The 12,296-nt window shown below is 72.4% G+C and carries 14 protein-coding genes; 4 read left to right on the forward strand and 10 right to left on the reverse strand.

Annotated elements, in window-relative coordinates; genetic code table 11:
• The 3 genes from I73_RS16030 to I73_RS16040 form a co-directional block, all read right to left on the reverse strand.
• Positions 1 to 1,118: SLC13 family permease (locus tag I73_RS16030; RefSeq protein WP_022981544.1), on the reverse strand; the 1,118-nt coding region annotated here is incomplete at its 3' end.
• Positions 1,119 to 1,258: 140 nt separating this feature from the next.
• Positions 1,259 to 2,032 (reverse strand): FadR/GntR family transcriptional regulator, encoded by a 774-nt coding sequence (locus tag I73_RS16035; protein WP_026096824.1) that lies wholly within the window; start codon positions 2,030 to 2,032, stop codon positions 1,259 to 1,261.
• A gap of 38 nt (positions 2,033 to 2,070) precedes the next feature.
• Positions 2,071 to 3,561, reverse strand: a complete 1,491-nt coding sequence (locus tag I73_RS16040) for an amidase (RefSeq protein ID WP_022981546.1) — start codon at positions 3,559 to 3,561, stop codon at positions 2,071 to 2,073.
• 129 nt (positions 3,562 to 3,690) lie between these two features.
• Here I73_RS16040 and I73_RS16045 point away from each other — a divergent pair, with 129 nt between their 5' ends.
• Together I73_RS16045 and I73_RS16050 are read left to right on the forward strand one after the other, a co-directional pair.
• On the forward strand, positions 3,691 to 4,176 hold the full coding sequence (locus I73_RS16045; protein WP_022981547.1) for a hypothetical protein: 486 nt from the start codon (positions 3,691 to 3,693) through the stop codon (positions 4,174 to 4,176).
• Between the two features lie 28 nt (positions 4,177 to 4,204).
• Positions 4,205 to 4,807 carry a rhomboid family intramembrane serine protease gene (locus I73_RS16050; RefSeq protein WP_022981548.1) on the forward strand — a complete coding sequence of 201 codons (603 nt, stop codon included), beginning with the start codon at positions 4,205 to 4,207 and terminating at the stop codon, positions 4,805 to 4,807.
• 15 nt (positions 4,808 to 4,822) lie between these two features.
• Here the strand turns inward: I73_RS16050 and I73_RS16055 are convergent, their stop codons facing one another.
• Complete coding sequence (locus I73_RS16055) at positions 4,823 to 5,449, reverse strand: DUF938 domain-containing protein (RefSeq protein ID WP_026096826.1); 627 nt, start codon at positions 5,447 to 5,449, stop codon at positions 4,823 to 4,825.
• 106 nt (positions 5,450 to 5,555) lie between these two features.
• On the opposite strand from I73_RS16055, the gene I73_RS33255 reads away from it, so the two are divergent.
• Positions 5,556 to 6,554, forward strand: coding sequence for a hypothetical protein (locus I73_RS33255; RefSeq protein ID WP_159105898.1), 999 nt, complete (start codon positions 5,556 to 5,558; stop codon positions 6,552 to 6,554).
• Positions 6,476 to 7,045, forward strand: coding sequence for a GGDEF domain-containing protein (locus tag I73_RS33260; RefSeq protein ID WP_051049245.1), 570 nt, complete (start codon positions 6,476 to 6,478; stop codon positions 7,043 to 7,045). Before I73_RS33255 ends, I73_RS33260 begins: the two co-directional genes overlap by 79 nt.
• Here the strand turns inward: I73_RS33260 and I73_RS28390 are convergent.
• The 6 genes from I73_RS28390 to I73_RS16090 all read right to left on the reverse strand — a co-directional run.
• Positions 6,997 to 7,776: an HAD-IA family hydrolase gene (locus I73_RS28390; RefSeq protein ID WP_022981550.1), complete on the reverse strand. Its 780-nt coding sequence runs from the start codon at positions 7,774 to 7,776 to the stop codon at positions 6,997 to 6,999. The genes I73_RS33260 and I73_RS28390 overlap by 49 nt on opposite strands.
• Positions 7,777 to 7,787: 11 nt before the next feature.
• Entirely contained in the window at positions 7,788 to 8,825 is a 1,038-nt protein-coding gene (gene fba, locus I73_RS16070; RefSeq protein ID WP_022981551.1) for a class II fructose-bisphosphate aldolase, read from the reverse strand.
• Between the two features lie 24 nt (positions 8,826 to 8,849).
• Positions 8,850 to 10,043, reverse strand: a complete 1,194-nt coding sequence (locus I73_RS16075; protein WP_022981552.1) for a phosphoglycerate kinase — start codon at positions 10,041 to 10,043, stop codon at positions 8,850 to 8,852.
• A complete protein-coding gene (gap, locus tag I73_RS16080; RefSeq protein WP_022981553.1) occupies positions 10,040 to 11,062 on the reverse strand; it encodes a type I glyceraldehyde-3-phosphate dehydrogenase in 1,023 nt (340 codons plus the stop codon). The genes I73_RS16075 and gap overlap by 4 nt, the downstream gene beginning before the upstream one ends.
• A 52-nt stretch (positions 11,063 to 11,114) precedes the next feature.
• On the reverse strand, positions 11,115 to 11,825 hold the full coding sequence (gph, locus tag I73_RS28395) for a phosphoglycolate phosphatase (RefSeq protein ID WP_022981554.1): 711 nt from the start codon (positions 11,823 to 11,825) through the stop codon (positions 11,115 to 11,117).
• Between the two features lie 32 nt (positions 11,826 to 11,857).
• Positions 11,858 to 12,296: transketolase C-terminal domain-containing protein (locus I73_RS16090; protein ID WP_026096827.1), on the reverse strand; the 439-nt coding region annotated here is incomplete at its 5' end.

Consider the following 12,296-nt stretch of genomic DNA (forward strand, 5'->3'; position numbering starts at 1 on the left):
AGGATGGCCACGGTGGCCGAGCCCTGGGCGGCGCGCAGCGCCAGCGAGATCACGAAGGCCAGCAGGATCAGCGGCAGGTGGGTGGCGGTCAGGCTGGTGGACAGCGCGGTGCCGATGCCGCTGGCGGTGAGCACCTTGGCGAAGACGCCGCCGGCACCGGTCACCAGGATCACGGTGGCCGCCGGGGGCAGGGCCGATTCCATGACGGCGTTGGTGCGCTCGCGGCTCCAGCGCTGGCCATGGCCGATCAGCCACATGGCCAGGCCCACGGCCACCATCAGCGCGAACACGGGCGCGCCGATGAAGCCCAGCAGGGTGCGGGTCGCATCGCCCTTGGGCAGCAGGGTGGCCCCGGTGGTGCCCACCATGATCATGGCCAGCGGCACCAGGATCAGCGCCAGCACCACGGCCAGGCTGGGGGCCTTGCCACGGCTGTGGATGGCCTCGTCGGCCTGCTCGGCCCCGAAGGCGGCGAACTGCTCGGCGGTGGCCGGCAGCATGGCGTACTCGCGCCGGTTCAGGCGCTTGGCCGTCCATTGCGCCAGCGGCGCCAGCACGACGCAGATGCCCAGGCCCAGCAGGGTGATCCAGCCCACGTCGGCGTTGAGGATGGCCGAGCCGCCGACGATGCCGGGGTGCGGTGGCACCACCACGTGCACGGCCAGCATGATGCCGGCCACCGGCAGGCCGTACTTGATGGGGTTGACGCCCGCGGCCTTGCAGAAGCCGTAGACGATGGGCACCAGGATGATGAAGCCCACGTCGAAGAACACGGGCACCGCCAGGATCAGGGCCGAGGCGGTCAGGGCCGCCGGCACCCGGGCCGGGCCCAGCAGGGCGGTGAAGCGCTGCGCCAGGTGCGCCGCGCCGCCGGAGACCTCGATCATGCGGCCCAGCATGGCGCCCAGCGCCACCAGGATGGCCACCGAGCCCAGCGTGCCGCCCATGCCGCTGATGAGGGTGCTGATGATGTCGCCGGTGGGCATGCCGGTGGCCAGGGCCACGAGCAGGCTCACCAGCATCATCGCCACGAAGGCGTGGACTTGCCAGCGGATGATGAGCAACAGCAGCAGCGCGATGCTGCCCAGGCCGATGCCAAGCAGGGTCAGGGTGGACATGAGCGGGAACTCCAGGGTGTCATCTTATATTGTCATCCTACAAGTTACACGGAGTTTCGCGGATTTGGGAAAACCCGTAGAGGTGGCAGCCGCCCGGCCGATGAAACCCGGTCGTTCCCGGCGCGGCAGCGGGCGGCCCGTCAGGTCACGGCCGGCGGCACCAGCGCGCGGGCCAGATCGCCGTGCTCGTCCCAGAAGGCCGGGTCGGCCTGGACGATGCGGCGGGCGGCGTTCTGCATGTGGCGGGCCGCGGCCGCGCGGGCGGCGGCCGGGTCGCCGGCCTCGATGGCCCGCACGATGGCCTCGTGCTCCTCGTTCACGTCGCGGGCGAAGTCGCCGCGCCGGGCCTCGTTGGCCCGGGTCACGCGGGTGGCCCCGCGCAGGAACTGCGAGAGGTAGTCCAGCGTGCTGGTCAGGAAGGGGTTGTGCGAGGCCTCGGCGATGGCGCGGTGAAAGCGCACATCCTCCTCCACCCCGTCACGGCCCTCGGCCACGGCCTGGGCGATGGCGGCCAGCGCCGCCCGGATGGCCAGCACATCGGCCGGGCTGCGCCGCGCCGCCGCCAGCTGGGCCACCTCGGCCTCCAGCGCGCGGCGCACCTCGACGATCTGCAGCACCGTTTCGCGCGAACCGGGGGCCGGCATCTCGAAGCTCAGCGGCGCCACGCCGGGCGCGCAGGCGAACACGCCGCTGCCCTGGCGGGCCTCCACCAGGCCGCGCGACTTCAGGCGCGAGATGGCCTCGCGCACCACGGTGCGGCTGACGCCCAGCTGCTGCACCAGCACGGCCTCGGACGGCAGCTTCTCGCCGGCCTGCCAGCTGCCACCGCGGATCTGCTGTTCCAGCACGTCGGCGACCTGCTCGGCCAGCTTGGCGCCGGGCTTGATCGTGGCCAGGGAGGGAGGGGTGTTCACGGGGGCCGCACTGTACTCCATGGCCCTGCTCCGGGGCCTCACAGCGGCGGCCGCCGCCCGGCCCAGGGCCGGGCTTGTTCCAACTGGCCGGCCAGCTGCAGCAGCCGGTCCTCGCGGCCGAAGGGGGCGACGAACTGCACGCCCAGCGGCAGGCCCTGCGGGGTCCAGTACAGCGGCAGGCTGATGGCCGGCACGCCGGTCAGGTTGGCCAGCTGGGTGAAGGGCACGGCCTGCAGGTTGTCGCGGGCGATCTGGTTGACCATGCCGTCCAGCCAGCCGCGCCGGGCCAGCGCGCCCAGCAGGCCGCTGCGGTTCAGGCCGTCCAGCAGGGTCTGCTGCCAGGCCGGCGGGTCGCCCTGGCCGTGGCGGATCGGCGGCTCGGCCAGGGTGGGGGTGAGCAGCAGGTCGTGGCGGGCGTGGAAGTCGGCCAGCGCGCGGCCGAAGCCGTTCCACTGCCAGAGCTCCTGCGTGAGCTGGCCGGCCGAGACGGCGCGGCCCAGGGTCTCCAGCACCCGGGTCAGGGGCTCGAAGTCGCCGTCGCGGGCCCCGGCCGCGCGGGCCCGCGCCACCAGGGCCGGCACCTGGCCGAAGTACAGGTGCAGGTAGCTGCGGGCCAGCGCGTCGCCGTCAATGGCCGGTTCGGCCTCCACCAACTCGTGGCCCAGCGAGGCGAGCAGCGCCACCGCGTCCTGCACCGCGGCCACCGCCTCGGGGTGGACCGGCGTGCCGATGGGCGAGCGGGTGGTCCAGCCGATGCGCAGCCGGCCGGGCGGGCGCTGCCAGGCCTGGGCGTAGGGCTCGGCCGGCGGGGCGATGACGAAGGGGTCGCCCGGCTCGGGGCCCTGCAGCGCGTCCAGCGCGCGGGCGGTGTCGCGCACGCTGCGGCTGAGCACGCCCTCGGTGGAGGCGCCGTACCAGACCTCGCCGATGCCCGGGCCCACCGAGACCCGGCCGCGCGAGGGCCGCAGGCCCACCAGGCCGCAGCAGGCCGCCGGGATGCGGATGGAGCCCCCGCCGTCATTGCCCGCCGCCATGGGCACGATGCCGGCGGCCACGGCCGCCGCCGCACCGCCGCTGGAGCCGCCGGGCGTGCGGCCCAGGTCCCAGGGGTTGCAGACCCGGCCGTGCAGCGCGGAATCGCTGACCGCCTTGAGCGCCAGCTCGGGCAGGTTGGTCTTGCCGAAGACCACCAGGCCCATGCGCAGGTAGCGCCGCACCACAAAGGCATGTTCCGTGGGCACCAGGCGCAGCATGCCGCGGCTGCCGTAGCTGGTGGGCAGGCCGGCCCAGTCGTGCACGCCATCCTTGAGCAGGAAGGGCACGCCACGGAAGGGGCCCTCGGGCAGGCCGTCGGCGATCAGGCCGCGGGCCTCGCCTTCCATCAGCCGGCTCAGGGCGTTGATCTGCCCGTGCACCGCCTGCTGGCGGGCCAGGGCCAGCGCCAGCAGCTCGGCCGGGCTGACCTCGCCACGGGCCACGCATTCGGCCAGCGCGGTGGCGTCGTGCCGCAGGTACTCGTCGAAGTTCATCGGGCCAGCATAGCGACGAACTTGAGCCGGACGCAGCGCGACTTTCCCGGTTTTTTCCCGGGATTGCGCCCGGTGCCGGGGCCTACGATCTCGTCCAGAACCTGTCCTCATCTTTGCTGTACCCCCGCCATGTTCGACTTCCCCCCTCTGCAGGACCACCGCGGCGACCGCCGCCACCGTTTCATGGAGTCATCGGACATCAACGCGGCCTTCGACCTGCTCTACCGCGGCATGCGCCGCCAGGTGCAGCGCGGGCTGCATGTGCGGGGCCTGCTCTTCGCCCTGGAGGCGGACAGCGAGATCCCCGGCCAGGTGACCGGCAGCGTGCGCCTGCTGCCTGGCGACCTGGACAGCGGCAGCGCCGAAGACTGGGCCGACGCCACCCAGCGACCCCGCCTGTTCGAGCAGTTGCTCGACAGCGCACAGCCGGCGGCCCTCTATGCCTACGCGGTGGAGCAGCGCAGCCCGCACGATGTGCCTGTGGTGTGGGTGGAGCTGGCCGAGGCCGATGGCTGCCATGTCGCCAGCTTCCCGCTGTGCGCCGGCCGCGGCTGGGCCGAGCGCGACCTGCTCGACGGCCCGCACCAACGCCTCTTGCCGGTGACGCAGGACTGACCCGGCCGGCCGGCTACCATCGCCGGCCATGTCTTCCGTTCTCGCCGCACCCGCCGCCAGCCTGCTGCTGGCCGCCATGGCCGCCATCAGCCTGCTGGCGCTGGGCAAGTTCCCGCAGTGGATGGACCGTGGCGTGCTGCGCCCCTACTGGCTGCTGCGCCGCCAGCAATGGGGCACGGTCCTCAGCCACGCCTTTCTGCATGCGGACCTGACCCACCTGATCTTCAACGGCTTCAGCTTCTGGGCCTTCGCCCCCGGGCTGGAACGGGCCCTGGGCACGCCGCTGTTCCTGCTGCTCTATGCGGTGGGCCTGCTGGCCAGCACGCTGGGCACCTGGCTGAAACAGCGCCACAACCCGGCCTACCAGTGCCTGGGCGCCTCCGGCGCGGTGATGGCGGTGGTGTTCGCGGCCATCGCCCTGTTCCCCGGCGCCAAGCTCTTCATCCTGCCGATCCCGGTGCCCATTCCGGCGCCGATCTTCGGCCTGGGCTACCTGGCCTACACGCTGTGGGCCGGCCGGCAGCAGGGCGGCCGCACCAACCACGAGGCCCATCTGTGGGGCGCGGTGTCGGGCCTGCTGTTCGCGCTGGTGGTGGCCCCGGGCTGGGTGGCGCGGGCCTGGCTGGGCTGAAAAGACCGGTCCGCCTCAGGCGCCCGGCCGGCCGAAGACCAGCAGCCGGTTGTGGGCCGGCATGTCGTGCAGGGCCTCGAAGCCCAGGCCGGCGGCACGGGCCTCGTCCTGCACATCGCTGAGGTGGCGCAGGCCCCAGGCCGCATCGCGGCTGCGCAGGTCGATGTCGAAGGCCTGGTTGCTGGGCGAGGTGGGCTCGCCTTCGACAATGAAGGGCCCGTAGACGATCAGCCGACCGCCCGGGCGCAGCATGCGCGCGGCGCCGCGCATCAAGGCCCCGGTGCAGGCCCAGGGCGAGATGTGCAGCAGGTTGGCCACGTAGACGGCGTCCCAGCCGGCCGCGCCGGCCGCCTGGGGCCAGTCGGGCTGGCGCACATCCAGCATCAGCGGGGGACGCACCCCGGGCACCTCGGCCAGCCGCTGGGCCAAGGGCGGCAGACCGGCGGGCGTGGCCTCGCTGGGCTGCCACTGCCAGCCCCAGCCGCCGCTGCGCGAGGCCAGGGCGAAGTGCTCGGCATGCTGGCCGGTGCCGCTGGCGATCTCCAGCACCTGGGCGCCCACGGGCAGCAGCGCGCGCAGCCGGTCCAGGATGGGGCCCTTGTTGCGGTCGGCCGCCGGGCTGTGGGGGAGTGCGGAATTCACGTTCGCATTGTGAACGCACGCAACTCCCGCGGGCTGTCCGGCGCTTTTGGTCAAAATCGAACGCTTGTTCGCCACCGCCCCGCTGCTGTTTTGCGGAGTGTCCGCCGTGCCGTTGTCCTTGCGTGTCACCCTCGGTTTCCTCGCGGTCCAGGCCCTGCTGCTGGCCGCGGGCGTGGTCGGTGACACGACCCTGCCCGCCTACCTCGTCGTGCTGGCCGCCCCGCTGCTGGCCCAGGCCGTCACGCTGTGGCGCGCCCGCGTCGAGACCGAGCCTGCCGCACGCTGGGGCTGGGCCTGCGTGGCCGCCAGCCTGGGCGTGTGGTGCCTGGGCCAGGCCGGCAACCTCTGGTGGGAATGGGGCCTGGGCCAGCACGCCCTGCCCCACCGCGCCATCCTGATGCTGTTCCAGCTCTGGGCGGTGCCGCTGCTGCTGCTGCTGGCCCGGCCCTGGCGCGAGCGCGAGCCCCACACCGCCTTCGGCCTGGACGTCATCCAGGCCCTGGCCGTGTCGCTGGCCTGGTTCTGGCTGACCTGGGGCTCGCTGGCGGCGGACAGCCCACCGGATGCCCCGGGCCTGTCGTCCCAGCTCCGGCTGATCGACGCCCAGAACCTCTACCTGGGGGTGGGCATGGCGGTCTGCTGGAGCGCGGCGGTCTCCTCGGCCGAGCGCAGGCTGTTCGGGGCGATGAGCCTGCATGTGGGCCTCTACACCCTGGGTGCGGCCCTGAACAACCACCTGAGCACCCGCTGGCCCGAGGTCGTGACCCCGGCCTGGAGCAGCCTGATCACGCTGACCTTCCTGCCGCTGGTGGTGCTGGCCTGGCCGGGGGCCCGCTCGCTGCCCAGCCCCTGGCCGCTGCCCTCGCGGCGCTGGGAGTTCCTGGTGCGCAGCGTCAGCCCCATGCTGCTGTCGGGCACGCTGCTGCTGCTGTCGCTGCGGGTCGTCCGGCTGGACTACGGCTGGGGCGTGGCCGGCGTGCTGCTGGCCGCCGGGGCCAGTGTGCCTGGCGCAGCACCCTGGCCCAGGTGCAGCACCGGCTCAAGAGCGAGTCGCTGCGGCGCGAGCGCCGCAAGCTGGCCCGTATCGCCTGGACCGATGCGCTGACCGGCGTGCCCAACCGGCACCACCTCAAGCAGGTGATGGACCGGCTGCAGCAGCCCGAGCGGCGGCGCCACCCGCCGCGCAGCTGGACGGTGATGATGGTCGACGTGGACCACTTCAAGCCGCTCAACGACCAGCGCGGCCACCGCTATGGCGACGCCTGCCTGCGCCAGGTGGCCCAGGCCCTGAGCGGCACGCTGGCGCGGCCCGACGACGTGCTGGTGCGCTACGGCGGCGAGGAGTTCCTGGCCCTGTTCCCATCCGCCTCCCAGCGTGACGCGCCGGGCCTGGCCGAGCGGCTGCGCGGCGCGGTGGAGGCCCTGGCCCTGCAGCATCCGGCCTCGCCCAGCGGCTGCGTCACGGTCAGTGTGGGCTGGGCCAGCCACAGCGAGCAGACCGGCGAGCTGGACCTGGACGCCCTGATCGCCCAGGCCGACCTGGCGCTCTACCGCGCCAAGTGCGAGGGCCGCAACCGGGCGGTCGGCATGGCCTGAACGGCCTCAGCCCACGGCAGCGTCGTGGCCTGGCGGGCATGGCCCAGGCGCAGCGCTGCCAGGTCCGGGGGCTGGGCCTCGTCCCAGGTCCAGCCGGCCCACTCCGGCACGCGAGGAAAGTAGGCGCTGGGCCGCAGCAGCACCGCCACACCGGCCGCCCGCGCAGCCTGGCATCCAGCGGGCGAATCCTCCAGTGCCAGAGCCTGCGCGGGCGCCAGGCCCAGACGCTGCAGCGCCAGCGTGTAGACCTCGGGGTCGGGCTTCTTGGCGGCCACATCCTCGCCGCACAGCAGGGCGTCGAAGCCGTCGGCCCAGTCCGGCCCCAGCAGGCGCGGCAGCAAGGCCTGAACGTTGGCCCGGCTGGTGGTGGTGACGATGGCCTGACGCAGCCCGGCCGCGCGCGCCGCGCGGATCAGGCCGACCACGCCGGGGCGGGCACGCAGCCGGTCCTCGGCCACCAGGCGGGCGTAGGCAGCGTTCTTCAGCGCGTGCAGGCGCCGGGCCAGGGCCTCGCGCGCGGCCGGCGTGGCGGGCGCGTCGGCCCGGGTGGCCATGTCGGCCAGCAGGCGCTCGCGCCCGCCGGTCACCTGCAGCAGCTCGCCGTAGCGGCGCTCGCACCAGCCCCAGGGCAGGCCGGCCTCGGCAAAGGCCAGGTTGAAGGCGACCCGGTGGCCGTCGCGCTCGGTCTCGGCCAGGGTGCCGTCCACGTCCCACAGCAGGGCTTCGAGCATGGCGGCGCCTTTCAGCGGTAGCGCGGCACCAGGGCTTCCAGCGGCAGCGGCCGGATGCGGCTGGCCTGGCCGGCGCAGCCGAAGGCCTCGAAGCGCGCCTGGCACAGGCCCTGGGCGGCCTTCGTCGCGGCGGCCAGGGCCTTGCGCGGATCGAACTCGCTGGGCTGGGTGGCCATGACCTGGCGCATGGCACCGAACATGGCCAGGCGGATGTCGGTGTCGATGTTGACCTTGCGCACCCCGCTGGCGATGCCGCGCACGATCTCCTCCACCGGCACGCCGTAGGTCTCCTTGATGTCGCCGCCGTACTGGCGCAGGATGGCCAGCCACTCCTGCGGCACGCTGGAGCTGCCGTGCATCACCAGGTGGGTGTTGGGCACCGCGGCGTGGATCTGCGCGATGCGGTCGATGGCCAGCACCTCACCGGTGGGCGGGCGGGTGAACTTGTAGGCACCGTGGCTGGTGCCGATGGCGATGGCCAGCGCGTCCACGCCGGTGCGGGCCACGAAGTCCCGCGCCTCGGCCGGGTCGGTCAGCATCTGCTCGTGGCTGAGCTTGCCGGCCGCGCCCACGCCGTCCTCCTCGCCAGCGTCGCCGGTCTCCAGCGAGCCCAGGCAGCCCAGTTCGCCCTCCACGCTCACGCCCACGGCGTGGGCCATCTGGCAGACCTGGGCGGTGACGGCCACGTTGTAGGCATCGTCGGCCGGGGTCTTGGCGTCTTCCTTCAGCGAGCCGTCCATCATCACGCTGGAGAAGCCCGAGCGGATGGCCTGGAGGCAGACGGCCGGCGAGGCACCGTGGTCCTGGTGCAGGCAGACGGGGATGTCCGGGTGGGTCTCGATGGCGGCCAGCACCAGGTGGCGCAGATAGGCCTCGCCCGCGTACTTGCGGGCACCGGCGCTGGCCTGCAGGATCACCGGGCTGTCGGTGGCCTGGGCCGCCTGCATGATGGCGTGGACCTGCTCGAGGTTGTTGACGTTGAAGGCGGGCACGCCGTAACCGTGGTCGGCGGCGTGGTCCAGCAGTTGGCGCAAGGCGATGAGGGCCATGGGATGTCTCCTTGTGTGATGGGTTCAGGCCAGGGCCCGTTTCTGCAGGATCTCGAAGGCCGGCAGGGTCTTGCCTTCCAGCACCTCCAGGAAGGCGCCGCCGCCGGTGGAGATGTAGCCCACGTCCTGCTCGATGCCGTACTTGGCGATGGCCGCCAGGGTGTCGCCACCGCCGGCGATGCTGAAGGCCGAGCTCTGGGCAATCGCGCGGGCGATGGTTTCGGTGCCGTGGGCGAAGGCCTCGAACTCGAACACGCCCACCGGGCCGTTCCAGACGATGGTGCCGGCCGCCTTGAGCTTGTCGGCCAGGATGGCGGCGGTCTTCGGGCCGATGTCCAGGATCAGGTCGTCGTCAGCCACCTCGCTGGCGGCCTTGACGGTGGCCGGTGCATCGGCGGCAAAGGTCTTGGCGCAGACCACGTCCACGGGGATGGGCACCTCGGCGCCGCGGGCCTTCATGGCGGCGATCACCGCGGTGGCCTCGCCCACCAGGTCCGGCTCGGCCAGGCTCTTGCCGATCTTCTGGCCGGCGGCCAGCAGGAAGGTGTTGGCGATGCCGCCACCCACGATCAGGCCGTCGACCTTGCTGGACAGGCTTTGCAGGATGGTCAGCTTGGTCGAGACCTTGGAGCCGGCCACGATGGCGATCAGGGGCCGTTTCGGGTTGGCCAAGGCCTGGGTGATCGCGTCGATCTCGGCGGCCAGCAGCGGACCGGCGCAGGCGACCTTGGCGTATTCGGCGATGCCGTAGGTGCTGCCCTCGGCGCGGTGGGCGGTGCCGAAGGCGTCGTTGACGTAGATGTCGCACAGGGCCGCCATCTTCTGCGCCAGCTCGGGTTTGTTCTTCTTCTCGCCGACGTTGACGCGGCAGTTCTCCAGCAGCACGACCTGGCCGGGGGCCACGTCCACGCCGTCGACCCAGTTCGCGACCAGCTTCACCTCGCGGCCCAGCAGCTCGGACAGGCGCGCGGCCACCGGGGCCAGCGAGTCCTCGGGCTTGAACGCCCCCTCGGTGGGGCGGCCCAGGTGGGAGGTGACCATCACCGCGGCGCCGGCCTGCAGGGCCATCTCGATGCAGGGCACCGAGGCGCGGATGCGGGTGTCCTCGGTGATCTCGCCGGCCGCACTCAGGGGCACGTTGAGATCGGCGCGGATGAACACGCGCTGCCCGGTGACGCGCCCCTCGTTCACCAGGTCCTTGAAACGCAGCACCTTCATGCCGGGCTCCGTTCGACCCCGCGGGCCATCACGCGGGCCATCTCCAGACACTTGTTCGAGTAGCCCCACTCGTTGTCGTACCAGGCCACGACCTTGACGAAGGTGGTGTCCAGGGCGATGCCGGCCTCGGCATCGAACACCGAGGTCATGGCCTCGCCGCGGAAGTCGGTGGAGACCACCTTGTCCTCGGTGTAGCCCAGCACGCCCTTCATGGCACCCTGGCTGGCGGCCTTCATCGCCGCGCAGATGTCGGCGTAGCTGGCTTCGGTGTTCAGCTCGACCGTCAGGTCCACCACCGACACGTCGGAGGTGGGCACGCGGAAGGACATGCCGGTGAGCTTCTTGTTCAGTTCGGGGATCACCACGCCCACGGCCTTGGCGGCACCGGTGCTGCTGGGGATGATGTTTTCCAGGATGCCGCGGCCACCGCGCCAGTCCTTGTTGGACGGGCCGTCCACGGTCTTCTGCGTGGCGGTGGCGGCGTGCACGGTGGTCATCAGGCCACGCTGGATGCCGAAGGCGTCGTTGAGCACCTTGGCCACCGGGGCCAGGCAGTTGGTGGTGCAGCTGGCGTTGGAGATGATGGCCTGGCCGGCGTAGCTGGCATCGTTCACGCCGTAGACGAACATCGGGGTGTCGTCCTTGGACGGGGCCGACAGGATGACCTTCTTGGCGCCGGCCTTCAGGTGCTTCTCTGCGGTGTCCTGGGTCAGGAACAGGCCGGTGGATTCGATGACCACGTCGACACCGATGTCAGCCCAGGCCAGCTCGGCCGGGTCCTTCACTGCGCTGAGCCGGATGCGCCGGCCGTTGACGATCAGGGTCTGGCCTTCCACGGCCACCTCGCCCTGGAAGCGGCCGTGCACGCTGTCGTAGCTCAGCAGGTAGGCCAGGTAGTCGGGCTCCAGCAGGTCGTTGATGCCGACGATCTCGATGTCGTGGGCGAAGTTCTGCACCGCAGCGCGCAGCACCATGCGGCCGATGCGGCCGAAGCCGTTGATGCCGATCCGGATCGTCATGAGCAACCTTGAGAAAGTGAGTGGGTGAAGGAAAAGAGCGGAGAGATCAGGCTCAGGCCGTGGCCGCCGCGGCGATCCAGGCCCGGTTGACGCCCAGCACGTGCTCGGCGATGTCGGGCAGGCTGTCGAAGACCTGGTCGGGCCGGGCCTCCAGCAGCGGGGCCCCGCCGTCGTAGCCCCAGGGCACGGCCCAGGCCTGGGCGCCGGCGGCGCGGGCGGTCTCGATGTCGATGCGCGAATCGCCCACATGGGCCGCGCGCTGGGGCTGGCCGCCCAGGGCAGCCAGCACATGGCGCAGCGTGGCGGGGTCCGGCTTGCGCTGGGGCAGGCTGTCGCCGCCCAGCACGAAGTCGAAGGCACTGCCCAGGCCGCAGCGCTGCAGCACCTGCTGGGCGTGGCGGTGCTCCTTGTTGGTCAGGCAGGCCAGGCGCACGCCGCCCAGGCGCAGGGCGCGCAGCATCTGGGCGCAGCCCGGGTAGGGCTTGGACTGGCGGCCAGCCAGGACGCCGTAGTGGGCTTCCCAGCGGGGCAGCACCGCGTCGGGCCGCAGACTTTCGGCCCGGTCCGGCTCGGCCAGCAGCAGGTCGGCCAGCACCCGCAGCAGGGTGTGGCGCGCGCCATGGCCGATGTGGCGGGTGATGCGTTCCTCGTCCTGGCGCGGCACACCGAACTCGGCCAGGGTGCGGTTGACCGCCTCGGCGATCTCGGCGGCGGTGTCCACCAGGGTGCCATCCAGGTCGAAGCTGAGGACGCTGTAGCGCATGGGGAGCCTTTCAGAAGAGAAGACGGGCAGCCTCAGTTGGAGGAACGCTCGATCTGCGGTTCGTGGCCGATCGCCGCGCGCACCTTGTCGACCAGCTGCTCGGCGGTGAAGCCCAGGGACTGCATCAGCGCCGGGCCGGGGGCCGAGGCGCCGAAGTGGTCCAGGCCCAGCACCTCGCGGCAGCCGTAGAAGGCCCAGCCGCGGGGGCTGCCGGCCTCCACCGCCACGCGCGGCAGGTGGCGGCCCAGCACGCTGTCGCGGTAGCGCGCGTCCTGGGCGTCGAACACGCTGGTCGAGGGCATGGAGACCACCCGCACCGGCAGGCCCTGTGCGTCCAGCAGGGCCTGGGCCTGCATCGCCAGCGCCACCTCCGAGCCGGTGGCCAGGATCACCGCCTGAGCCTGTGGCCGGTCCGACAGCACATAGCCGCCGCGCCGGATGGCCGCCACCTGCTCGGGGCTGCGGGCCTGG

The organism is Ideonella sp. B508-1 (assembly GCF_000333615.1).
Classification (GTDB): Bacteria; Pseudomonadota; Gammaproteobacteria; order Burkholderiales; family Burkholderiaceae_C; genus Ideonella.

Excerpts from the sequence above, each read along its gene's own strand:
- I73_RS16040 (WP_022981546.1), bottom strand. The coding sequence starts at position 3,561 with ATGAACTTCGACGAGTACCTGCGGCACGACGCCACCGCGCTGGCCGAA.
- I73_RS16045 (WP_022981547.1), top strand. The coding sequence starts at position 3,691 with ATGTTCGACTTCCCCCCTCTGCAGGACCACCGCGGCGACCGCCGCCAC.
- I73_RS16050 (WP_022981548.1), top strand. The coding sequence starts at position 4,205 with ATGTCTTCCGTTCTCGCCGCACCCGCCGCCAGCCTGCTGCTGGCCGCC.
- I73_RS28390 (WP_022981550.1), bottom strand. The coding sequence starts at position 7,776 with ATGCTCGAAGCCCTGCTGTGGGACGTGGACGGCACCCTGGCCGAGACC.
- fba (WP_022981551.1), bottom strand. The coding sequence starts at position 8,825 with ATGGCCCTCATCGCCTTGCGCCAACTGCTGGACCACGCCGCCGACCAC.
- I73_RS16075 (WP_022981552.1), bottom strand. The coding sequence starts at position 10,043 with ATGAAGGTGCTGCGTTTCAAGGACCTGGTGAACGAGGGGCGCGTCACC.
- gap (WP_022981553.1), bottom strand. The coding sequence starts at position 11,062 with ATGACGATCCGGATCGGCATCAACGGCTTCGGCCGCATCGGCCGCATG.
- gph (WP_022981554.1), bottom strand. The coding sequence starts at position 11,825 with ATGCGCTACAGCGTCCTCAGCTTCGACCTGGATGGCACCCTGGTGGAC.